The sequence below is a fragment of the Vibrio sp. NC2 genome (genome assembly GCF_025195005.1).
Taxonomy (GTDB): Bacteria; Pseudomonadota; Gammaproteobacteria; order Enterobacterales; family Vibrionaceae; genus Vibrio; species Vibrio splendidus.
In genome coordinates this window covers 140680-162640 of sequence record NZ_JANVFC010000003.1, presented here as the reverse complement: position 1 = coordinate 162640, position 21961 = coordinate 140680, and the positions used below count along the sequence as shown (strand labels likewise).

The window sequence follows — 21961 nt, the reverse complement described above, 5'->3', positions numbered from 1 at the left end:
TTCTCTCGTGAGCACGTCATCAATTTAGGCAATCACAGAACGAGACTTTTTCAAGCGAACTGAAAGCACAGACATTAAACTGATAAGCACCAATAGCCCGGTACCGGCACCACTACGTTCAACATCTTCAGCGCTATCATCACTTCTTTCAGCAATGTCTTCACTTGTTGCTCCAGATATCGGGATAAGTTTTACAGCCACCACCCTCTCGTCACCTACTCCATCATTACAATAAGCAAAGTGTGCGGTTGAATCATAAGCCATAGAAGAGGAGCTACTTTCACTCGCAAAACATTGTATTGCCGTCCCTGAGATAACACCCGCGTCATTAATATCGGTTGCGTCCAATATTCTAAAGTGGTTGTTGGCATCACTGTCGTCACCACCGTTAGTTAGGTCGTCTAACCACCAAGCTTGATCATTATATCTTGCACGTCTATCAGCATCGGTACCAGTGTCGTTATAAGGGAAAATGAAGCCGCGATGCCTTCTTTCATGGCCGTCTACTTCAGCGTGAGTTTCGGCGTCAACATAGCCAACGATTTCATTGTAGCTGTTGATCTCACTTGCTTTTCCCTCTGCACTGTCAAAGAAAATATCTTCACCTAAACTTGCGAAGAATGTGGCTGTTGGCGTTGTGTCATTCGCATCAGCGACGAACATACGATTATCAGACACACGATCCGACGGATAATCACCATCTCGTTTTGCATAACCAATAACCATCATGTTTTCATTAATGTCTGTTGCGACAGAATTACTGTGAATGTATGAATCACTCACTTCTACCGTCGCATTAGCGATAAATGTAGTCGTCCAAGCATTTTCCGAAACGCTGAAATTTGACGTACTGCTTGGCCTAAACACAGCAGCCTGCATAAGAAAGTTATCTGAATCATCTAGTTCCGTATTGTAACCAACTAAAACAGGATAAGAGCTATATGTCCCTCTAGACGAAATCGTTGCAGCCCTCACACTCGCTTGTGCTGAAGCTTCATCATCGTTGTAAGAGTAATAGGTCGAACTGGTTTCCCAATCGGATACTGCAAAACGGTTTCCATCATCATTGGGACCATTCGCATCGGTTATATTCCAGACAAAAGCTCGATTAGCAAAAGCAAAGTTCTGACACTCTGGATATAAAGCAGGCTCAATATCTTCATCGATACAATTATCTAGATCCTCAGCATCACTGTCGGATGTGTACGGAGAGTCATAATCTTTGTATCCATCACTGTAATAAAAAGTCGCAACGGACGCGCTTCCGACCACATAGCTTTCCCCTCCATAACTGAAAGAGTCAAAAGCCATCGTTCTTCCCATTTGGGATATTATATTCGCTTCGCCGTCAGCATCGCTGATCGTAATGCTGGTATCGGCTTCAGGTTGGAGAACCGTAAATTCAGTGCCTGTATCGTAGTAACCACGCTGCCTATACAACTGAATATATTGGTTGTTATAACTGTAGTAACCACTGCTGGTGTTACCAAGAACAAAACCATTCTCGTCAACTTTAGTGATGACCTTCTCCTCTGTTCCATCAACAAAAGAATAACTATAACTGCTCACATCAGGTGAGTTACTACCGACATCGGGGATCTCACTTAATGAGTAAGAGTCATAAAAAGCCGTGGAATTCGTCTGATAGCTCAGCCCGTAATACGCATCACGCTCATTTTTCAAGCCTCCAATGCCCGCATCATCATCGCCATACCACAATAAAGAACTCCAAGCTTCACAAGTCGCGTAGCCAAGTTCGCTCGTGCAGTAGCTATAGATATCGTCATAATCCAAATAGTAGAACGTGTTATCGATACCAAAGGGGACCTCCTCTTTAAAGGAAAAACCTGGTTCTGCATTTTGAGCTTCCCCTGCGAATGCGTAGTCGGTGTCACCACAACTGGTACTAAAGCAATCCGTTGCACCAAGCTCTGGTTCAACTGCGACTCCATACACCGATTCCGTTTCTACTGGTGACTCCTCTAAAACCACCCTATAAAGCGCAGCGTTACTATAAGAAGCAACCAACAACGTAGAAGAGACAACGACTGATTTTTTTACCATTGCCTTCATTCTACGGCTCCTAAAAAATAATCCATTTCAATACCAACGATAGCTTTCTGCCTTTATTGCTAAAGGCATTAAATTCATGAGTTCAATAGTTGACTAGGATAAAAATAGAAAATGTGGAAACTATGTAGAAACAATGGAGGTTTAAACAACCTGACTTGATGGGCTAATGATCTGATGCTCTTATAAAGTTAAGCGCTAACTTTCATCTCCTAGATTTATCCATTTTCTCTGCTAATTTGATCGCTAACCTATTTGCGTCAAAGAATTACACTTATATTTGGTTACGAATAGGAATTAAATGATGAACAAAATCACGACGGCATTACTTTTACTGACATCGACATTCGCGCTTCAAGCGTGTGCTGAAAGCCGTGAAGGCCCAAGAGAAATGCCAAGCTTTGAAGAAATGGATGCAAACGGTGATGGCGAATTACAATTAGAAGAGCTCAGAGGTCCACTCGCCGATGACTTTGATAAACTAGACGCAGATGGAAGCGGTGGTCTATCGGAAGAGGAAGTTCCGCCACCACCACCAAGACGTCAATAATTGTTAGAGGGTTATCCTAAAATAGTGATAATTCAATGCGAGCTGATGGGGTATAGCCCCCTGTCAGCTCGCTATTCGTTTCTAACAAAAGAGTGCTTATACATGGCCTAAGATGAATAAAGAAATCAATGTCCATATTTCCCACACGATCGAGGGCTAATATTGGTTTATCTCATTTTATTGTCTTAACTCACTCTATCGTCTTAATTCACTTTAATTTCTGGAGAGAACGTGCGCATATCAATTTTCACCAAACTGTTTGTTTCAATACTAATGGTGTGCGTGACCATGCTCTTTGTACTGACCTATTTTATTAACTCCAGTTTTCAAAGAGGGCTCCAAGATTTCACAAATAATAATGAGATTGCCCTAGCTCAAGAACTCGCCAATAACTTAAAGCAATATTACTCACCTTCCGAAAAATGGAGGCGGCTAGAGCGTGAACCACATTTAATCGCCAGTAGCATTGGCGGCCCCTCACGACCACATCCTCGTGACAGACACCCATCGCCACCACCATTAAGAGAGCCGGAAGCGCCAGGCCTTCAACCTATTTGGCAACGACTCAACATTTTAGATCAAGACGGGCGAGCCATAATTGGACCGCCTGAAAACCTACATCACCTTGAAGATGGTCAGCATCAAGCGCTAGTCGAAATAACACTGGATGATCAAGTTATTGGGTATATCTCTATCGTCCAGATGGATGAAATATCAGGGCCTTTAGCAGAAAGCTTTTTCAAACAACAAACGACGCATGTAAGCACTATCGCATCGATTACCGTGTTACTTTCATTCCTTATCTCTTTGTTTCTTGTTAGGCGATTTTTGAAACCATTGCGTGCTTTGTCGAAAGGTGCCAAATCTATCGAAAATGGCGATCTCGATTTCTACATTAAAAAAAGCGGCAATGATGAATTGTCTGATCTCATCGGAATATTCAACGGTGTTGTCGAGACACTAAGAAAACAGAAAACACTTAGAGAACAGTGGTTATCAGATATTTCACATGAACTTAGAACGCCTATCACCGTGCTTAGAAGTGAACTAGAGGCGCTACAAGACGGTATTCGATCACCTGAACCAAAATACATCGACTCGTTACATCAACAAATCATCACGTTGGGTCAACTCGTTGAGGATCTTCACCAACTCTCCCTGTATGACATCGGATTTAACCTCAATGTTAAAAACAACGTTGATATACATAAACTGATTGATTCTGTGATCGTTCAAAACTCGATCCGTTTAGAACAAAAAAACATCACATTAACAAAGCACTATGACCATTCAGCCCCACTGTTTACCTCGTGTGATGAGAGATTACTGACACAACTGTTTGTGAATCTGTTGGAAAATAGCGCACGATACACTAGCGATAATGGGCATGTATCGATAGATGTTACCGACATTAGTGATAGTATTATTATCAACGTTGAAGACAGTGATCCAGGTGTACCTGATGCATCACTTCCGCGTTTGTTTGAGAGGCTTTACCGCGTTGATAAATCGCGCAGTCGATCAAGTGGCGGTTCTGGGCTTGGCTTATCTATCTGTAAAAATATCGTTGAAGCGCACCAAGGACACATTACTGCCGACCACTCAGAATTGGGTGGACTACGAATCATCATAGCGTTACCAAAGGAAATAAAATCGTGATTTTAGTCGTCGAAGATGAGCCTGCATTAGCAAGTGTACTGTGTGAGTACTTAGAGCACTCTGGCCTTGAAAGTCATCATATTATCGATGGTAACCTTGTCATTGACTGGGTAAAGCAAGCATCGCCTAAACTCATTATTCTCGACCTCATGCTACCCAATCGAGACGGGTTGGATATTTATCGAGAGCTGAGAACGTTCAGTGACATCCCAGTGGTTATGGCGACAGCCAAGGTCGAAGAGATTGATCGACTCGTTGGGCTTGAACTGGGTGCAGATGATTATATATGTAAGCCGTACAGCCCGAGAGAAGTGGTTGTGAGGGTGAAAAATATTTTGCGCCGTTCCAACAAGCCCCAAGCCACGTCAACAACGAACGCCATTGATATTGATGAATTGAGTATGACCGCCGTCCTATGTGGTATTAAGCTAAGTTTAACGCCAGCTGAGTTTCGGCTTTTACACCTTCTCTATCAAAATGTTGGCCGCATTTATAGTCGCGATCAATTGATTGATAAAATCTACGACGATAGAAGAGTGGTCAGTGATCGCACTATCGATAGCCATATTAAAAACTTACGCAAAAAAATGGTCTCGATAAATGAAAAATGTGACTACATCAAATCCATTTACGGGATAGGTTACAAACTAGAAATAGAATAATACGAATCAAAAAGCCGCTTTCATCAGCGGCTTTTTTCGTTCTAAAGCGAACATAATTCAAAGATGGGATCAGCGTTAATCCCAGTCGAGAATCGACCAATTCGGTTGATCGGCTATTGCTTTTAAACGCGGACACGGATTCACCAGATAGGCAAAATCAGCGTGTTCACACAAAGGTAAGTCATTGATTGAATCCGTATAAAAGTGGATGTCTGAGTAATTGGTTTCTTGTTTATCTAACCACTCTTTTAAGCGAGTCACTTTACCTTCTCGGTAACTTGGCACACCTAAGATTTCAGACGTAAAACGACCTTGGCTTTCTACTAAATCGATACCGAGTGCATTCTCGATACCCACCTTACGACCCACGGCTTCTACTAAGAAAGTCACGCTAGCAGAGATGATCAACATATCGATGTTGTCGCGATCTAGCTGCTCAATCAAGGGTTTAGACTGCTTAAACTGCTTAGGCAAAATATGCTGTTCAACACACTCTTCGACCAATGCTGTAACTTGCTCTGTTGGCATGTCGGCTAAAGGCAGCATGGAGAATGCTAGGTAATCTTCCATGTTCAGTTTGCCTTCCGAATACAGGCCCATTAAGCGCTTATCTTCTTCGATAAAGTTAGGCGCAGTAGCAATGCCCTTTTCAACCAAGAACTCATTCCAAAGCATCGCTGCATCGGCATTGATCAGCGTTTCGTCCATATCAAATACATACAAAGGTTTGAACATCTTAGGCTCTCACAGGTTGAATTTCGTTAAGGTTAAACAGGAGTTCAAGTTGGCTGCCGTTTGCCAACAGTCGCTCAGAGGAGCGGTTAAGCAAGTCGACCGTCAGTTCACACTCATCAACGTCGACTTGGTAGCGAATCACGTTGCCCAAGAGCTGATGGTTGCGAATGGTACCCGTTTTCGGCGCAGAGATGTGTTCGCCATACTGTCGGCCTTGCTCTTTAACGTAGATAGATTCAGGTCGAATCGCCACCTTCCACTCGGTTTCAATATCGAACAACTGCTTAGCCTTGTTCGCTTGCACCAAATTGTAGTGCCCCATGAACCCAGCCACAAATTCATTGGCTGGTTGAGTGTAGATCTCTTCGGGTGTCCCCGCTTGTACGATCTCGCCTTTGTTCATCAAGAAAATACGGTCAGACATGATCATCGCTTCTTCTTGATCGTGGGTCACGAAGATCGTGGTCAGGTTCATCTCTTTTTGAATATCTCGGATCTGTTGGCGTAGGTGCTTTCGGATCTTCGCATCCAACGCCGAAAGCGGCTCATCTAATAACAAAATACGCGGCTTGACCACCAAAGCTCTTGCCAAGGCCACACGCTGGCGTTGACCGCCCGATAACTGATGCGGGTAGAACTTCTCTTTGCCCGTTAAGTCCACCAGCCCAATCACTTTCGCGACTTCACGCTTAATCTCGTCAGCAGCAAGCTTTTTCATTTTCAGGCCAAACGCAATATTTCCTTCAACCGTCATGTTCGGGAACAGGGCATAAGATTGAAACACCATGCCGATACCACGCTGTTGCGGCACTTGGTGGGTGATCTCTTCGCCGTTGACCCAGATCTCGCCACCATCGACAGGATTCAGGCCAGCCAAGCTGCGCAGTAGAGTTGATTTACCACAACCACTTGGGCCAAGCAGAGTAATAAATTCACCCTTCTCAATTGAAAATTGAATGTCTTCAAACACTGTATTGTCACCAAAGCTCTTGGTGAGGTTTTTCGCATTTACATAGCTCATTATTTGGTTCCCTGGCTGAAACGACTTGCCAACCAAGTCAGTAAGAAAATAAACAGGAAGTACGTCATCACAAGGGCTGACGTGAAGTGACCACTGGTTTGACGCATGTTGTATAGGTAGATTTGCAGTGTCTCGTAGCGTGTTCCTACCAAGATGTTGGCGAACACGAACTCGCCCAATAGGAACGAAAACGATAAGAACAGCGACGCCATTAAGCCTTTCTTAAGGTTTGGCAGAATAATCAATAAGAACGCCTTGGTGGTGCTTGCGCCGAGCAGGTGTGCTGCGTCCATCAAGTCATGCAAGTTAATCGCTTCAAAGCTGTTGGCAATCGCGCGATACATGAATGGCAACGCGATGGTGAAGTAGGTGCCAATCAAAATCCACGGCGTGCCTATCAGTGAGATTTCACTGTCTGCATACAATTGAAGTAAACCAACCGATGACACTACTGGCGGTACAGCGAATGGCAATAAGATTAGGATATTCATTACTTTGTCGAGCTTCGGGAAATAGTAAAACACCACAAAAATCGCAGGTAGAACCAACACCACACTCAGTGACAGCGCAGCCACACAGATAAACAGTGAGCGGCCAAAGGCTTGTAAGAAGCGAGGATCGGTCAGCAGGTTGATGTACCAATCTAACGTGAAGCCATCCGGCAGGATCGTTGCGCCCCATCGAGAAGAGATCGAGTAGATAAAGGTCGCTAAGATCGGGATCATCATGATGCCGACAATCGAATAGACAACCGTTTTATGAAAGCGAGTATTGACGGTGTTCATTACTTTCTCTTCCCTGCGTAGCTTTTGCTGATCAGCCATTGGTTAATCACAGTGATGAAGGCCAGCATCGCCATCAGAATCACAGAAATTGCGGCGGCTAGGTTGGGTTCTAAGAACAAGTCGCCTGATACCAAGCTCGCGATTCGAATCGTAATCACGTTGTAGTTGCCCGAGGTCAACGCATACACACTCGCATAGGCGCCAATCGCATTAGCAATCAAGATGATGAAGGTGCCAAACAAGGCAGGCGATAGCACAGGCAGCGCGATTTTGGTCCAGTACTGCCAAGTTTTCGCGCCAAGCAGTGCCGAAGCGGCTTGCCAGTCGTCACTCAGAGCATCAAACGCTGGATAGAGCAACAACACCGCCAATGGGATCTGGAAGTAGATGTAGATCGCCAGCAAGCCCCACTTGCCGTAAAGGTCGAAATCACCCAGCAATCCATACTGCTTGAGCAATAAGGTAATCGCACCATTGGTGCCCAAGATGATGATGAATGCGAACGACAAAGGCACACCAGAAAAGTTGCTGCTCATATTGGTAAACGCGATCACCGCATCGCGGATTTTAGAATCAACGCGGCGCAGTGAAGAAACGAGCAGAGTCGCGATCGCTAAACCAATAATGCTCGACCAAATCGACAGCCATAAACTGTTACCGAAGGCCTGCATCATGAAGGCAGAATCGAATATTTCAGAATAGTTTTCGAGAGAGAGTTCGTCGTCATAGAAGAAGCTGTTGATCAGCACCCAAACCATCGGTGCCAGTTGGAACAGATAGAAAAACAGCGCGAAAGGCGCAAGCCACAAAGCGGGCTTGAAGCGTTGAAACAAAGATTTGGTTTTGGGTTTAAGCGCAGAGCCATCGGTCTGCGTGATTACAGAACTGCTCATAGGGCCAACAATTCCTGAGTGTAAGATTTATCGTGTTCAAGGTTGAGTAGCTGACAGACGTTGCCGCAGATGTCGGTCTGTTTCACTGAACATTCTTGGTGTGTAAACTTATCGCCAATCACAAAGAAAGGCACTTCACGCTCTTCAGGCAGAATGCCACCATGAGACAAGTCATTGTTCATGCCATGGTCACTGGTGATGATCACTTGATAACCATCATTTACCCATTTCTCAAGGTAGTTCGATAGGTAGATATCCGCGCCACGAGCACTATTACGGTACTGGCGAGAATCCAGCCCATGCTTGTGTCCCATGTCGTCAATGTTCATTGGGTGAATCAATAAGAAATCAGGTTGATGAGTGACGCGCAGATGCTCTGCATCCAAGAACAAGGCTTCGTCTGGGTAGTGATCCCAGTGGTAGAAACAACCATGTTGGATGTTCATGCTTTCATCATTGGTGAAACGGTCGCGTACTGCATCAAATGGCGCTCGGTTATATAACTCGCTCACCCAATGGTAAGCCGCAGCTGCCGTCACTTTGTTCTGCGACTTCGCCAAGCTAAAGATCGACTCGTGATTCGACAAACGCACGATTTGGTTGTTGACGATGCCACTCTCGACAGGGCGAACACCGGTCAGGATGCACTCATACAGTGGACGTGACATAGACGGCAGTTCGCACTGCACAGGGTAAAGCGTGGCGCGCAGCTTATTTTTTTGCGTGCTCTGCGAAGTACTCTTTTTATTGTACGAATCGCTCTGTTCATTGTGCGAATCGCCCTGTTTTGTCTGCATATCACTTAGTTCTAGAAGACCGTTCAGGTAGCCCATGCAATCACGGGCTACCTGATAGTTCAGTCCATCTAGAACAACAAGGATAACCTTATTGCTCATGGTCTAATCTCTATTGCTTGTTTCTATAAGCCACCTGTTACAGGTGGCGTGTTGTTAAGCGGGGTTATTGCTGGTGAATCAATACGCTTTCTTGCCATTGGCGTGGTAGGCGACGTGCTGATTTTTCCCATGCTGAGAAGTCAGTCACTGGGTGAACGTTGCTGTATTGCTCGTTCGAGATCAGCTTGTCTTGTACTGATTTAGGTAACGTAACGCTGCTACGGATAGGGCGTGCGTAACCTTCTGCTAGGTTGATTTGGCCTTGGTCGCTGAAGATGTATTCACGAGCCAACTTCGCCGCGTTCGGGTTTTTCGCGTATTTGTTGATGATGGTGGTGTAACCAGAGATCACTGAACCATCTTGTGGAATGCTGACGGTAAAGCGCTCACGGTCAATCTTGTCGCGGTAATTCAGTGCGTTGAAATCCCACATGATTGCCACTTCCACTTCGCCTTTTTCAAGATTCGCGATGCTTGGGTCGGTGTAAGACAGACGGCCTTGCTTCGCTAGCTCACCAAAGAATTTAATCGCCGGTTTTAGGTTTGACTCGTCACCACCGTTAGCAAATGCAGCCGCTAAAATCGCGTTGTTTGCTTGCGCTGCTACGCCTACGTCACCGACTGTGACTTTGTAGTCACCTTCTAGTAAGTCACTCCAAGTTTTCGGCGCATCTTCAACAAGGTTGTTGTTGGAAATGAAAGAGATGGTGCCAGTGTAAGCCAGAGCCCAGTGACCATCTTTGTCTTTTGCCCAGTCTGGAATGTCATTCCAAGTGGTTGGTTTGTATGGCTGAGTGACGTTTTTCTTCACTGCCACACGTGCAAATGCAAAACCCACATCACCAATATCAGCGGTTGCGTTTTTCTTCTCTGCTTCAAATTTCGAGATCTCTTGAGCCGAGCTCATATCGGTATCCTGATGCTTCAAACCGTAGTTTGCTTTCAGATCAGTCCATGTGCCTTTCCAGTTTGCCCAACTGTCTGGCATACCCACACTGTAAACTGCACCCTCTTTTTGAGCGGCTTCAATCAGTGACTCAAGATCAGCATCCTTCGCCATCGCTGGCATTGAAAGTGTTGCCGTAAGTCCTGTTACACCAATCAATTTAGCGGTTGTGCCTATTAGCTTTGTAGGTGAACCCATCAATTTTCTTGGCGATACAGTTGAACGGCTAAGCAAAGTTTTCATTGTCTCTATCCTTCTGGACTAGGTCAGTAAGTTCGTTTTGTATGCTATAGCCGGAATGTGACGGTTTACCGTAAGTTATTTGACAGTTCGAGTGCATTTACGTGGCAGTTATATTTCACTCATATGACAGTAAGCCATTGTTTACTGTCACATTCCTGTTAACTCCATGGTTTACCTTATTAAGCACACGAACTTATGGACTAGATCAGTAATGAGAACATTGGGCACCGGGCAATCAGGGACACAGTTAGGAAGAATTAAGGCGAGTATTCGAGAGCAGCTTCAATCAGGTATCTTCATTGAAGGGCAAAAACTGCCATCCGAAAGAAACCTTAGCGAGCTGTTTTCCACCACACGAATCACGCTCAAAGATGCATTGGTGTCATTAGAAACCGAAGGTCTGATATACAGAGAAGAGCGTCGAGGCTGGTATGTGTCACCCGAACGAATTCGCTATAACCCATTGTCTCGTTCTCACTTTCATCAAATGATTCGCGAACAACATCGTATTGCAGAAACAAGGCTGCTGAGCACCCGCACAGAGATGGCCGCGGGCGATTACGCCAAAGCATTAGAAATAGAACAGATAACGCCAATACACGTGATTGAGCGCTTGCGTTTTATTGATGGCAGAGCAGTGCTGTTCGTTGAAAACGTCTTGAAAGCGCCTCTATTTGAAAAGGTGTTGTCAGAAAACCTCACTATGTCGCTGACAGGCATCTACCGAGAAAAATACGGCTACGAGACCAAACGATCGCGCTTTGATGTGATACCCACCTCTGCCCCTGCGCATGTCGCCAAGGCATTGAATTTGGCAGAGGGCCAGCCCGTTCTAAAGATCTGCCGGGTGAACTACAAACAGGACGGTGAACTAATGGATTGCGAGTTGGAATACTGGCGACCCGATTCTGTGGTGATTCATATTGATAGTATTGGTTAGCGTCACGTAACCATTTGCCTAGGCTTAGGAAAAAAAGCGAGCACATACAAAAACTCCGACTGATTCAGTCGGAGTTTTTATTTTCAACGGTTACGTTTAATGAGGCACTAACTAAACAATCTTTTGCTCATCTTCTTCTTTGGTCGAATCGGTTTCTTTAGATAAAAAACTGGCAACTATCTCTCTCAGCTTTCCTTGATTAACCGGTTTTGGTAAGAACTCATCCATACCCACATCAAAACACAAATGCTTGTCTCGCTGCACAACGTTGGCCGTGAGTGCGACGATTGGAATATGTTGTGAAGAGCCCTCTTCTAACGCTCGGATCTGTTTAGTGGCTTCGAAGCCATCAAGAACTGGCATCTGGCAATCCATAAAAATCATCTCGTATTCGTTGGCCTGGAATTTCTCGACACCAATCTCACCGTTATCGGCAATATCAACCTCAAAGCCAAGTTTCTTGAGCATCATCTTGGCAACTTGCTGGTTTACTCGCGAGTCTTCAACGACCAATACCGTACCACTAAATTCTCCAGCAACCGCGACAGGTTTTGACTCTGCTTGAATTGGATCTTGCTTATCTACTTTTCTGGTTTTAACAGAGACAGTTGGTGTAGCTTCAGCAGAACTCGCAGGTTTAGTTAATGGTACAGGTTCATTGTCTTTGAACGCGACCTCACCTCTGTTTGGATAAGTAAAGTTTGAGGTATCCGCTGCTCTCGCGAGGACTTCACTCAACGTCCATTTAAGTTGGTTATCTTGATAAGGACGAGCTATGTAGGCAACAAAACCCACTTGTTTAGCGCGAGCCTCATCTTGCTTTCTAGGGTCAGCGGAGATCATCACTAATTTAGGACACTCGCTACCAAAGCGTTCAACTAAGCTTCTCGCCAGTTGAAAGCCATCAACGGATGGCATCACTTTGTCTATCAGCACTAGATCATAGGGTGATGACTTAGCCACAGACTCTGAAACAAGCTCTAACGCTTGGGTGGCGGTTTCACAACACTCAGACTTAACGCCGAATGATTGAAGCTGTGTTGAGGTAATACGCATATTCAGCTGACTATCATCAACCAGAAGCACCGAAACTTTATTAAAATCGATATTGCTTTCGTCAACGTCCAGGCTCGGGTCAAAGTCAGCGGTAAAGTAGAATGTACTCCCCTTGCCTACGACACTGGTTAGCTCAAGCTTGCTGCCCATCAATGTCACGATCTTCTCGCATATCGTTAAACCAAGCCCTGTGCCTCCGTAAATACGCGTGGTACTGCCGTCGGCTTGTTGAAACTTATCGAACACCGATTTCTGTTTGTCTTCTGCAATACCTATACCGCTGTCAGTCACCTCAAATTTCACTCTGAGCTTTTGTTTTGGTTCTATGACTTCTTCCAAGCGAAGTGAGAGTGTGACATGACCATGCTCGGTAAATTTGATGGCGTTACCGACCAAGTTATTCAGTACTTGTCTTAGCTGGGTGCCATCGCCAATCACCATAGTTGGGATCTTAGGATCAATCGCCAGTTGGAATCTGAGCCCTTTCTGCTCGGCTTTAACTCTAAACGTCGATTCAACATCGGCAGCAATACCCATCATTTTCATCGGTTCTTGTTGCAGTTCTAGTCGCCCCGCTTCTATCTTCGAATAATCCAAGATGTCATTGATAAGGTCGAGCAGCGTAAGCGAAGAGGTATTGAGCATGTTGATGTACTCTTTTTGCTCTTTCGGCATATCCATTTCAGAAAGTAGAGACGATAACCCGATGATGCCATTCATTGGAGTCCGGATCTCGTGACTCATGTTGGCAAGGAATTCACTCTTGTTGCGGTTGGCAACCTCAGCGACATCTTTGGCTTTTTCCAGTTCTTGGTATTGTTGACGAATACGTTCAACCGACTGGTTATAGCTACTCTCTAGTGTCGAGATCTCGTCTCTGTAAGTAGAATCGGTTGGCGTTATGAAGCGTGGTTTGTTGTCTTCGACCTGTTGCTGGTTGATCTGGGAAGACATAGTCATTAAGCGTTTGACCACGAGGCGATAGACAATCGTTAAACAAACCAGAGACAATAAGAAGATTTTAACGGCTTCGAAGGCGAGCAATAGTAGAACTCGTTCTTCAAAGTCGTTGAGGATCATGCTCAAATCAGATTGCACCGTGAGCGTCGCTAATGGGAAATCTGTCCCCCCCATCTGGTGCACCATTTCCCAAGACTGGGAATAAGACTGACCTGCGGTCTTTTGACCTAATTCTAGAATTTTTTCATCGGGACTTTCGATAAGAAGGTAACTAACCGAGGGTAGGCGGGAGATACCTTCGGCTTGCACAAACAGTTGCTCTCGATCTTCAACCCACAAACTGGACGTTAAACCCGAAAGGTAGCCAGCCTTAACCTGTTCGATCTGAGAACTGATAAAAGAAACTCGACTTTGGTACTCCACATACAACCCTAGACCTGTCACTATAACTGTGAATAGGGTGCTGATTGCTATGATAGTCCCGATCAACTGTCGGGAGAGTCCAATATAGCGTTTTCCTTTTGTCACCATACACAAATTACCATTATTGTTATCCTAGCAAACTACAATTACTCAACTAGTATAATAGTAGTCATTCATCAAATAACTAGGGAAGGTTATGAAAAAACATCTTATATTTGCATCCATAGTCAGTTTGTTTTCAAGCAGTTATGCTTTTGCAAGCGAACCTGTTCACTACTACATTATTGCGAGCCAAGCGCAACCTTTTCAGATCGAAACTGACGGGTCATCTCACAGAGGAATGGTTTCGGATATTGTTGAGGCCGTATTTGATGACAGCCAATACGAGGTCGATTACCACACCTACCCTTTCAACCGCATGATTGACAAGCTCGACGCGAGAGAGAATCCAAACTGGGTAACTTACGGCAGTCCTAGTTGGGGAAATATCCAATCTGTAAACCTGTCTAAAGATCCGATTTACAATGTAAAACACGTGTTACTGAGTAGCGGTAAGGAACCATTTGAGTTCAATACTATCGACGATTTAGACGGAAAAGCGGTGGTCTTGCTGGTGGGATTCGAATATCCAAACCTAGAGCCTTACATCAAACAAGGTAAGCTCAACGAGATTCGAGTTAAAGATTACAGCGCGGCTTTTCGTGTATTAAACCGAACGCCTGGTGATACCGTTTTTGTTGAGATGGAATCGAGAATCAAATACAACCTAAACGAGCAAAAGTTAAGTATTGATGATTATCAGATGCAAGAGTTTGGTTCAGTGATCAATAACTACCCTATCCATTTGGCGTTTGACCCTGAGATGGATCCTAAGCTGCAAAGCTTCATCAACCAACGTCTCGACCAAATGAAAGACGATGGTCAGCTCGATGACATCGTGCAAGGGTACTTATAGATTCTTCGTTTATCTGTAATAGCGCCTAGTTGACGTTGTAGAGCACTTTTCTACTCTTAGTCACCTTAGCTCGACTTGCAACGAAAAGGCCGCTCTGCTTAGTCTAGCTTAGTACTAAATTGCAGAGCGGCCTTTAAAATTTAACGTTTAGGGAAACTATCTTTGAACTTGTACTCGATAGGTTAGTGCGAAGCAATCAAATGCAGTTGTTGATTACGAAGCTGTTGTCGCACCGCCATCAAAATTTCACCTAAGCGGTTCTCACCAGTTCCATCACCACCATCGCCCCAAAAATGGTCTTTATGAGAATGCTCTTTGATCACCGAATCTCCGGTATTGGTAAGAAACAGCGCAAACTGTGGGTTCTGTCTGAACTTCTCAGTCACAATGAACTGCATCACTTCAACACGAATGTCATACCAATCTTCTCGAACTTGGTCTTCATAATCACGACTTAAAGAGAACGCTTCGGCAGGGGTACTGGTTTCCAAAATGGTATTGCGTAGCGCTTCGGAGGCAAACTTCATCGCTTGATAATAATGTTCGCTGGTTGCCCAAACTTGATCACCCACCTTGATAGGGCAAGCGGCAAAATTTGACAGGTATCCGTTCGGGTCTTCGGGTTCGTAAAACAGCACTTCTTTAGCTTGAGCCACAGAATTAGACATAGCCTTCTCCTTACCAACGACATCGCATATTTTTGCTTTAACTTTAAAATTAGTGGCGTCGCATATTACTGTCAAACAACTTAGTTCAAGAGTATGCCATGAGCATGTTTTTAGTCGGGAACAAGCAATGTAAAGGCGGGACGATGGATTTAAATGGTGGGAGACAAGGAGCATGGTTTACTTATAAAAAACTCATAGCCCTTTAAAAAGTTATATAAATCAAAGGGTGGCGGTGCGCCACCCTCTTAAATGCAATAGGGGTCATTAGTGAATAAGACCTAGTTCCCTCGCTTCTTCCAGACTAAAACCGCTTTCTCTAATTTCTCTTAGAGCTTCAATACGACGACGAGCTTCAGCGGACTTCATTTTCTTTTCTGGCTTGAAAGATACTTCTTCTTCAGCATCCCACTTGTTTGCAATATTTGTCATTTCATCATGGTTGATAGAATTAATGGACATGTTTTCCTCCGAAAAGCACCATGTAATGGACAGGTAATCTGTAGCAAATGCTATTTCACTTGTTAAGACATTCTGTACTGAAATGTGATGATTCCGACGCTTCACAAAGCTAATTAATAAATGCCTCATTTAAACTTTGCCAAAGCCATTTTCTGCAATTACATTTACAAGATTCCCCATAAGAAATGTGGTTTGATCCACCTCTCATTTTCCCCGTTCTCATTTCTTGTTTCCCACTGAAATTTCGTGAAATAACCCAAGATAAATTTCGAGGCACTTCATTCTTTTTGTGCTCATCGCTTTCACTAAATTCACTTCATGTTAATGATAATAGTTATCAATATCATAAATGAGTATTTATCATGTCTAGGGAAAATTCAGATAAACCACTTCTCGAAGTGAAGAATCTATGTGTCGATTACATCACCGATGACGGTGATTTTAATGCCGTAAAATCCGTAAGCTTTAGCATAGGCCAAGGCGAGATTTTTGGTTTGGCTGGCGAATCAGGGTGCGGAAAAAGTACCATCGCGTTTGCCATTAACCGTTTACACAAGCCGCCTGCTTTCATCTCTGGAGGGAAGATACTGTTCAACGGGCAAGATCTGCTCGGTTTATCTGACGACCACTTGAACACCTTGCGTTGGAGCGAAATCGCCATGGTGTTCCAAAGTGCGATGAACTCACTCAATCCCGTACTGACCATTGAAGAGCAGTTCGCTGATGTTTTACGTCATCACAAAGGGATGACCAACGAACAAGCTAAAGACCGCGCAGAGAAGCTCCTCGACCTTGTAAACATTCCTCGTAACCGCCTCACCGAATATCCGCATCAGTTCAGCGGAGGGATGCGTCAACGCTTAGTCATCGCCATCGCGCTCGCCCTCAATCCCAAATTGATCATCATGGACGAGCCGACAACGGCGCTTGATGTGGTTGTACAACGCGAAATTCTGCAGCAAATACACCAACTCAGAGAAGAGTTTGGGTTTTCGATATTGTTCATCACCCATGACCTGGCACTAATGAGCCAACTATGTGACCGCATTGCCATCATGCGCCACGGCCAGATCGTTGAAATCAACCAAGCCTATGAGATTCGTAACAACCCTCAGCACTCCTACACCCAAAAGCTATGGAGTTCTTTCCCTAACATTCACGAACATGCGCACGCGACTACGTGCTAGGAGAGCTCCATGTCACAACCTATTTTTCAAGTGAAAAACCTCGTTAAAGAGTTCACCGTCGGCGGTGGATTTGGCAAAGAAGCGATCTTTAGAGCCCTACATGGGGTGAGTTTTGATTTGCATGCCGGTAAAACATTGGCGCTGGTTGGAGAATCAGGCTGCGGGAAAAGCACCTGCGCCCGATTGATGACCAAGGTTTACCCACCGACAGAGGGAGAGATACTGTTCAATGGCAGAGACATCTCTACCCTAAAAAGCCGCAAAGATATCTTGGATTACCGCAGCCGTGTACAAATGATATTTCAAGACCCATTTGGCTCACTTAATCCAACTCACACCATTGAGCACCACTTAACGCGCCCGCTTAAAATCCATAAGCAAGTTGCCACGAAACAGGCTCTCACAGAGCGTCTCAAAGAGTTATTAACGCTGGTGGAGTTACCCATTGAAACTCTAGCCAAATACCCTCATGAGCTCAGTGGTGGCCAAAGACAGCGGGTTAATCTAGCAAGAGCGCTCGCAGTCGGTGCAGAGGTTATCCTTGCCGATGAACCTACCTCGATGTTGGATGTTTCAATACGACTTGGCGTGTTAAACCTGATGCAAAAAATGAAGAAAGAGTTGGGGATTGGCTTTTTGTACATAACCCATGATCTCGCCACGGCACACTACATAGCAGAAGAAACGGCGGTGATGTACAAAGGGCAGATCGTCGAATGGGGATCAACACAGTCGATCTTAACCAATCCACAACATCCGTACACTAAACTGTTGATCTCTGCCGTTCCCGATCCCGATCTGCCATTTGGCGAACTCGTCAAAAATGAGCCAAACTATTCAATAAACGCAGATCGAATTCGAGAGCAGAGCTGTGAAATACAGCATGAAATCAAGCAAGTTGCTGATAATCACTTTGTAAAACAGTGGGATAACGTTGCATGAATGAACTAGACACTTGGTTAGAGCGGATCGGAGATTGGTACAAAGACCGAAAGCATGATCAAGTGGACCGGTTAGAACCTTTGATCTTAACGCCTCCAGATGCACTCTGGGGGCCAATGATCACGGATGAGCAGAGCAAAGGCATCGCATGTTGGCTAGACGGATGCCTGAGAATCTTTACGTTTTATCGATATAAAGACGGAACGCTGACGACATCGACAAAGTTTGCAGCATCAAGCGTATCATCGCTCTCAAACGAGGCTGGTGGTTCGCACAATCAAGAAAAGGCCTATCAATACCTGATGTTTGCCTATAGCAAGCTGCGGGCCGTGTCATGCGACCCAAAATCAGAGCCTGACTTGCAAGAGTGGTGTACGCAGCGGCTACAACACTTGTGTGTATTGGCTTTGGAGTTTACGAACCAACAGCAAGAACCACGTTGGAAAGCAGAATCAGAGAAATTGATCGAATCGCATGTACGCTTTATGGCAACCCATCCCCGAAACTATGATCAAGGCAGCATTCAAAGCCATCTCCACTGATCAAGCCCTTCTCGATCAAACATCAAATCAAAATCTCATCAGAGCTAGATCCGTAGAAAACATGATCTGGCCTTGATCATGCTTCGGCGTTTAATTATGTAAGCTATTGAATTTTAATGATTGACTGAATTTCAGGCAAAAAAAAGCGAGTCCCTTAGGAACTCGCAAAAATCTATTCAGTATGATGTAACAAAATATGAGCCAATCTATTAATCATAAGAAAGGACAAAGGTTGTCTATTCGGGATAAATAATAATCAACTGGATGCGTTACATTGTCAGAACTTTGTCAGCGTTAGGTGCGATTTTAATCAGCACCTAATGTGTTCAAACTATCCATTCATCGACCGTAAATTCGGGCTTCTTGGTAATGGGTATTTCTACTGCAAAAATCAGCTCGAAAGATCAACACGCCCTCATGATTAATGGCCAATCGCCATTTCATCGAGCGCTAGAAACACATTCTCGTCCAAATGACCTTCGTGAACTTGTTTACACACTTTACGACGCACAGCCAAACCAGAAATCAAACGTTCAATGGACAGGTGTCGATTGCTGGTGCTGTCACGGTCGTTGTACAGCTCAATTAAGCGACTCAGTGTTTCGTATGGGATAACATCCTCCCCGACTCTCAACCAATCAAGCTTCTCAATGAGCTCTGAGCACTCTTCTTTGATTGAGGCATGTGAATGCCCGGTCATAGCAGATAAAGCCGTTATACTGCGTTCTAGAGCCTCTGTGGAGGTATATTTAGAGAGAGTAATCATGATCTCATCAGCGTTGATCTCAACAGAGTGTTTACGCTGCTTAACTCGACGTCCCAATTTGCCTCTTGGCGACGGAGCTTTGCGCTGAATTGGTTCAAACTCACCATCGATAATCTCAGACAGCTCTTCCAGCTTCTGCTTAGACACCATCTCGTTACGCAGCGGGTTCGGTAACGTCGGTGCCATATTACGCTTACCGGCGTTGGTGGTACGCGCTCTTGAATAACGCAACACCTCTTCGACATTACATTTGATATCAACCTGATAATCGGTGGTTTTTCCTTTTTCGATCAACGCCGTGATCGTCAAGTGATAACCCCAAAGATTCACCAGGAAGGTATCTTCTTGATCCCCTACTTCGCCCAATTTTCTGAGTTCGCGGATCAAATCCATCGAGAAGCGACGCCAATCGATATTACGAGCCAACTTCTGGTTCAGCTCGCTCAGTAACATACAATCTGAGTGGCGACGTGCCATACGGCTTCTAAAGTACGAATACATTTGGAAGACCAAGGTATGTTGTTTCAGGATTTCTGGCGGAAATAGGAAGAAATAATCACGCGTCAGCAGCTCTTCGTAGAACGAAGGTTCCCAGACAAGGATATACAGGTTCGGTTTAATGCGAATTTCGCCATCAGAGCCCTCTGTAGGCGCTTCTTCTGATGCCGTAATGGTTCTAGCTAAGAATCGGAAACGATCACTCTTGAAGCCTTCTGGCATGTTCTCGCTAAGCCAACGGCCCGTGAGCTCGTGCAGTTGGAAATCCGTAAATTCGATACGATCAATACTGTCACGGATCGAATCGCGTGCAGGACCGCTGTCTTTCTTGCCACGCAAAGACAAAATATCAGTGATGTAGAGTGGGGTTTTGTTCGGTGTGTGTTTCGCGTCGAGATGATAATCATCTTGGTGGTGATCATGATATTGAACAGTAAGCGTGAATAACGCGAACAGCGTCATCAGATCGTCAACCGTCATGATGTTTTTAGAAGATCGTGTCTCGATCACCGCTCGAGTGCCAGAGATCGAAACCATAGATTTCTGGTAACTCTTACGTGTTCTAGGTGGCGCCAACGCTTGATCAATAATCCCCGCCCAATTGGTTGGAGAAACAATGAATTGATCCGCTTCGTCTTTCATCGTCGGTGGTGTATTCAGTCCATGTTCATTCAGTAAGCGCTTGTTTACTTTGGTTTGAGCTAGTGCTTTAGAACGCTTCTGCTTTTCATTTTGCTTGACGCTTTCTGTCACTAAACTGGTGGCACCCAGTACCGATATCAATTGGTTTGGGTTCACAAAGCGATGCAACATGGTTTTACCCGCGAGGCCTTCTTCAAAACGAACTGGGATTTGTTTGAACAGACCAATACTTACAGCGGCTCTCAGCCTTTGTTGCAAGGCGGCGCGAGTCACTTGACCATCAGTTGATTCAATAATCTCGGTGGTGGAGACGTATCCATCTTTGCTGCTAAACCCACGTAGTGAAATTAGGTTAAGAAGCTCAACGATGCTTTTGGTGACCCCTTTGAAGTGTTGATATTGTTCTATCCATTCAACGGCTGTTTCAGATACCTCAAATAAATGACCATCTTTGTGGCTTCGTGCCTTAATTAACAATTTCTCTTCTGGTTTCATTTTTGATCCGTATCACACTAGCCGTAATTTCACTATAGTTCCTGAATGATAAAGAAAGAATGATCATAAATAAAGAGAATTTATTGGCTTTTAAATAACTGATCTTTTTGATTAATATGATCTTAAATGATTAAGTGATCTAATGATCTGGCTGTGAGTTTGCTTTTAAGTGCATGAATTATAAGTGTTAAAAAAAATCCGATTGGAAAGCATGATCATAAAGAACTCGAAACGATGATCATTAAATTAAAGAAAGCATGATCACAGAACCTCAGAACGATGATCATTAAGTCATTGTAAGCATGATCATTATCGGTTCGAAAGCATGATCATTATGCTTATACAGCTTATCCACAGTCCGTAATTGATCAAGTTGTATTAAGCGGCTTCTAAGTCACCTATGTGGATATTTTTGACAGCCAATTCATCGGAACAATGATCAAGTAATGCCCCTTTTACATCGTTTTTCCCCTTTGGCGTTCAAAATTCAATCGGTATTGGTTCCATAATCACTGGTTGGGGGTTTTTAGCTCGATACATCATAAATCAGGAAGCATGATCATGAAATTGTCATGTTTCTGTATTTGTAATCCGTGTCGATTGAATTTCCAAGCAATAAGGCCTTATAGAGCTTGAATCCCCATTGCAAAAGCATTTGTCCGTAAGTTAGCTCTATATTTATATGCTTCCGGAACGATATTTACTTGATCATTTTTCCGTGAGTTGATCATTTCTAACATGCACTTACTCCGATCAATATTGGTGAGTTTAGGCCTTGATCATGCTTCATAATTTGGCCCTGTCAATTATCTAACTGTTGATGTGCTCCATGATCATTCTTCCGGATAGGTTCCAATTCTCTTTTGTTTTATTACACTCGATTTTTACTTCGACTTTGAATTTTTTGTCTATTTAGTCTGTTTGGTTATTTTTTATTGAAAATCTGACAAATTCGAATGCAAATCACA

19 protein-coding genes are annotated in these 21961 nt (G+C 44.3%); 8 read left to right on the top strand and 11 right to left on the bottom strand.

Annotated elements, in window-relative coordinates; all coding sequences use genetic code 11:
* Positions 1-24: 24 nt before the first annotated feature.
* Positions 25-2073: a DUF3466 family protein gene (locus NX845_RS06100; protein WP_065680963.1), complete on the bottom strand. Its 2049-nt coding sequence runs from the start codon at positions 2071-2073 to the stop codon at positions 25-27.
* Positions 2074-2374: 301 nt separating this feature from the next.
* On the opposite strand from NX845_RS06100, the gene NX845_RS06095 reads away from it, so the two are divergent.
* The 3 genes from NX845_RS06095 to NX845_RS06085 all read left to right on the top strand — a co-directional run bounded on the left by NX845_RS06095 (position 2375) and on the right by NX845_RS06085 (position 4941).
* Positions 2375-2620 carry a hypothetical protein gene (locus NX845_RS06095; RefSeq protein WP_017072318.1) on the top strand — a complete coding sequence of 82 codons (246 nt, stop codon included), beginning with the start codon at positions 2375-2377 and terminating at the stop codon, positions 2618-2620.
* Between the two features lie 288 nt (positions 2621-2908).
* On the top strand, positions 2909-4279 hold the full coding sequence (locus NX845_RS06090; protein WP_017061238.1) for an ATP-binding protein: 1371 nt from the start codon (positions 2909-2911) through the stop codon (positions 4277-4279).
* Entirely contained in the window at positions 4276-4941 is a 666-nt protein-coding gene (locus NX845_RS06085; RefSeq protein ID WP_017094156.1) for a response regulator, read from the top strand. Before NX845_RS06090 ends, NX845_RS06085 begins: the two co-directional genes overlap by 4 nt.
* Positions 4942-5016: 75 nt before the next feature.
* On the opposite strand, the gene NX845_RS06080 is transcribed toward NX845_RS06085, so the two are convergent.
* The 6 genes from NX845_RS06080 to NX845_RS06055 form a co-directional block, all read right to left on the bottom strand.
* Entirely contained in the window at positions 5017-5676 is a 660-nt protein-coding gene (locus NX845_RS06080) for an HAD family phosphatase (protein ID WP_065680962.1), read from the bottom strand.
* Between the two features lies 1 nt (position 5677).
* Positions 5678-6697, bottom strand: coding sequence for an ABC transporter ATP-binding protein (locus NX845_RS06075; protein WP_017106039.1), 1020 nt, complete (start codon positions 6695-6697; stop codon positions 5678-5680).
* Positions 6697-7482 (bottom strand): ABC transporter permease, encoded by a 786-nt coding sequence (locus tag NX845_RS06070; RefSeq protein ID WP_004732591.1) that lies wholly within the window; start codon positions 7480-7482, stop codon positions 6697-6699. The genes NX845_RS06075 and NX845_RS06070 overlap by 1 nt, the downstream gene beginning before the upstream one ends.
* Positions 7482-8375: an ABC transporter permease subunit gene (locus tag NX845_RS06065; protein WP_102447324.1), complete on the bottom strand. Its 894-nt coding sequence runs from the start codon at positions 8373-8375 to the stop codon at positions 7482-7484. The genes NX845_RS06070 and NX845_RS06065 overlap by 1 nt, the downstream gene beginning before the upstream one ends.
* Positions 8372-9271 carry an alkaline phosphatase family protein gene (locus NX845_RS06060; RefSeq protein ID WP_102447323.1) on the bottom strand — a complete coding sequence of 300 codons (900 nt, stop codon included), beginning with the start codon at positions 9269-9271 and terminating at the stop codon, positions 8372-8374. The genes NX845_RS06065 and NX845_RS06060 overlap by 4 nt, the downstream gene beginning before the upstream one ends.
* Before the next feature lie 64 nt (positions 9272-9335).
* Positions 9336-10460 (bottom strand): ABC transporter substrate-binding protein, encoded by a 1125-nt coding sequence (locus tag NX845_RS06055; RefSeq protein WP_065680960.1) that lies wholly within the window; start codon positions 10458-10460, stop codon positions 9336-9338.
* Between the two features lie 211 nt (positions 10461-10671).
* Here NX845_RS06055 and NX845_RS06050 point away from each other — a divergent pair, with 211 nt between their 5' ends.
* Positions 10672-11400 carry a UTRA domain-containing protein gene (locus NX845_RS06050; protein ID WP_065680959.1) on the top strand — a complete coding sequence of 243 codons (729 nt, stop codon included), beginning with the start codon at positions 10672-10674 and terminating at the stop codon, positions 11398-11400.
* 111 nt (positions 11401-11511) lie between these two features.
* On the opposite strand, the gene NX845_RS06045 is transcribed toward NX845_RS06050, so the two are convergent.
* Positions 11512-13947 (bottom strand): hybrid sensor histidine kinase/response regulator, encoded by a 2436-nt coding sequence (locus NX845_RS06045; protein ID WP_065680958.1) that lies wholly within the window; start codon positions 13945-13947, stop codon positions 11512-11514.
* A gap of 88 nt (positions 13948-14035) precedes the next feature.
* Here NX845_RS06045 and NX845_RS06040 point away from each other — a divergent pair, with 88 nt between their 5' ends.
* Positions 14036-14794: an ABC transporter substrate-binding protein gene (locus tag NX845_RS06040; RefSeq protein ID WP_065680957.1), complete on the top strand. Its 759-nt coding sequence runs from the start codon at positions 14036-14038 to the stop codon at positions 14792-14794.
* Between the two features lie 182 nt (positions 14795-14976).
* Here the strand turns inward: NX845_RS06040 and NX845_RS06035 are convergent, their stop codons facing one another.
* Together NX845_RS06035 and NX845_RS06030 are read right to left on the bottom strand one after the other, a co-directional pair.
* The gene (locus tag NX845_RS06035) at positions 14977-15462 is read right to left on the bottom strand and encodes an NADAR family protein (protein ID WP_065680956.1); all 486 of its coding nucleotides are present in this window, start codon (positions 15460-15462) and stop codon (positions 14977-14979) included.
* 264 nt (positions 15463-15726) lie between these two features.
* Positions 15727-15921: a PA3496 family putative envelope integrity protein gene (locus NX845_RS06030; RefSeq protein ID WP_004732575.1), complete on the bottom strand. Its 195-nt coding sequence runs from the start codon at positions 15919-15921 to the stop codon at positions 15727-15729.
* A 362-nt stretch (positions 15922-16283) separates the two neighbouring features.
* Between NX845_RS06030 and NX845_RS06025 the strand changes: the two genes are divergently transcribed.
* From NX845_RS06025 to NX845_RS06015, 3 genes are read left to right on the top strand one after another with little or no spacing between them, the layout of a single operon-like run.
* Positions 16284-17108 (top strand): ABC transporter ATP-binding protein, encoded by an 825-nt coding sequence (locus NX845_RS06025; RefSeq protein ID WP_004732572.1) that lies wholly within the window; start codon positions 16284-16286, stop codon positions 17106-17108.
* A gap of 9 nt (positions 17109-17117) precedes the next feature.
* Positions 17118-18050, top strand: coding sequence for an ATP-binding cassette domain-containing protein (locus NX845_RS06020; RefSeq protein ID WP_065680955.1), 933 nt, complete (start codon positions 17118-17120; stop codon positions 18048-18050).
* Positions 18047-18592 (top strand): transcriptional regulator, encoded by a 546-nt coding sequence (locus NX845_RS06015; RefSeq protein WP_065680954.1) that lies wholly within the window; start codon positions 18047-18049, stop codon positions 18590-18592. Before NX845_RS06020 ends, NX845_RS06015 begins: the two co-directional genes overlap by 4 nt.
* A gap of 421 nt (positions 18593-19013) precedes the next feature.
* Here the strand turns inward: NX845_RS06015 and NX845_RS06010 are convergent, their stop codons facing one another.
* Complete coding sequence (locus NX845_RS06010; protein WP_004732568.1) at positions 19014-20993, bottom strand: replication initiator protein RctB domain-containing protein; 1980 nt, start codon at positions 20991-20993, stop codon at positions 19014-19016.
* Between the last annotated feature and the right edge of the window lie 968 nt (positions 20994-21961).

Bases quoted from the DNA above. Each gene is read 5' to 3' on its own strand.
- NX845_RS06030 (WP_004732575.1), bottom strand. From the start codon at position 15,921: ATGTCCATTAATTCTATCAACCATGATGAAATGACAAATATTGCAAAC.
- NX845_RS06055 (WP_065680960.1), bottom strand. From the start codon at position 10,460: ATGAAAACTTTGCTTAGCCGTTCAACTGTATCGCCAAGAAAATTGATG.
- NX845_RS06090 (WP_017061238.1), top strand. From the start codon at position 2,909: ATGCTCTTTGTACTGACCTATTTTATTAACTCCAGTTTTCAAAGAGGG.
- NX845_RS06080 (WP_065680962.1), bottom strand. From the start codon at position 5,676: ATGTTCAAACCTTTGTATGTATTTGATATGGACGAAACGCTGATCAAT.
- NX845_RS06095 (WP_017072318.1), top strand. From the start codon at position 2,375: ATGAACAAAATCACGACGGCATTACTTTTACTGACATCGACATTCGCG.
- NX845_RS06100 (WP_065680963.1), bottom strand. From the start codon at position 2,073: ATGAAGGCAATGGTAAAAAAATCAGTCGTTGTCTCTTCTACGTTGTTG.
- NX845_RS06040 (WP_065680957.1), top strand. From the start codon at position 14,036: ATGAAAAAACATCTTATATTTGCATCCATAGTCAGTTTGTTTTCAAGC.
- NX845_RS06020 (WP_065680955.1), top strand. From the start codon at position 17,118: ATGTCACAACCTATTTTTCAAGTGAAAAACCTCGTTAAAGAGTTCACC.
- NX845_RS06045 (WP_065680958.1), bottom strand. From the start codon at position 13,947: ATGGTGACAAAAGGAAAACGCTATATTGGACTCTCCCGACAGTTGATC.
- NX845_RS06015 (WP_065680954.1), top strand. From the start codon at position 18,047: ATGAATGAACTAGACACTTGGTTAGAGCGGATCGGAGATTGGTACAAA.
- NX845_RS06060 (WP_102447323.1), bottom strand. From the start codon at position 9,271: ATGAGCAATAAGGTTATCCTTGTTGTTCTAGATGGACTGAACTATCAG.
- NX845_RS06050 (WP_065680959.1), top strand. From the start codon at position 10,672: ATGAGAACATTGGGCACCGGGCAATCAGGGACACAGTTAGGAAGAATT.
- NX845_RS06065 (WP_102447324.1), bottom strand. From the start codon at position 8,375: ATGAGCAGTTCTGTAATCACGCAGACCGATGGCTCTGCGCTTAAACCC.
- NX845_RS06025 (WP_004732572.1), top strand. From the start codon at position 16,284: ATGTCTAGGGAAAATTCAGATAAACCACTTCTCGAAGTGAAGAATCTA.
- NX845_RS06010 (WP_004732568.1), bottom strand. From the start codon at position 20,993: ATGAAACCAGAAGAGAAATTGTTAATTAAGGCACGAAGCCACAAAGAT.
- NX845_RS06070 (WP_004732591.1), bottom strand. From the start codon at position 7,482: ATGAACACCGTCAATACTCGCTTTCATAAAACGGTTGTCTATTCGATT.
- NX845_RS06075 (WP_017106039.1), bottom strand. From the start codon at position 6,697: ATGAGCTATGTAAATGCGAAAAACCTCACCAAGAGCTTTGGTGACAAT.
- NX845_RS06035 (WP_065680956.1), bottom strand. From the start codon at position 15,462: ATGTCTAATTCTGTGGCTCAAGCTAAAGAAGTGCTGTTTTACGAACCC.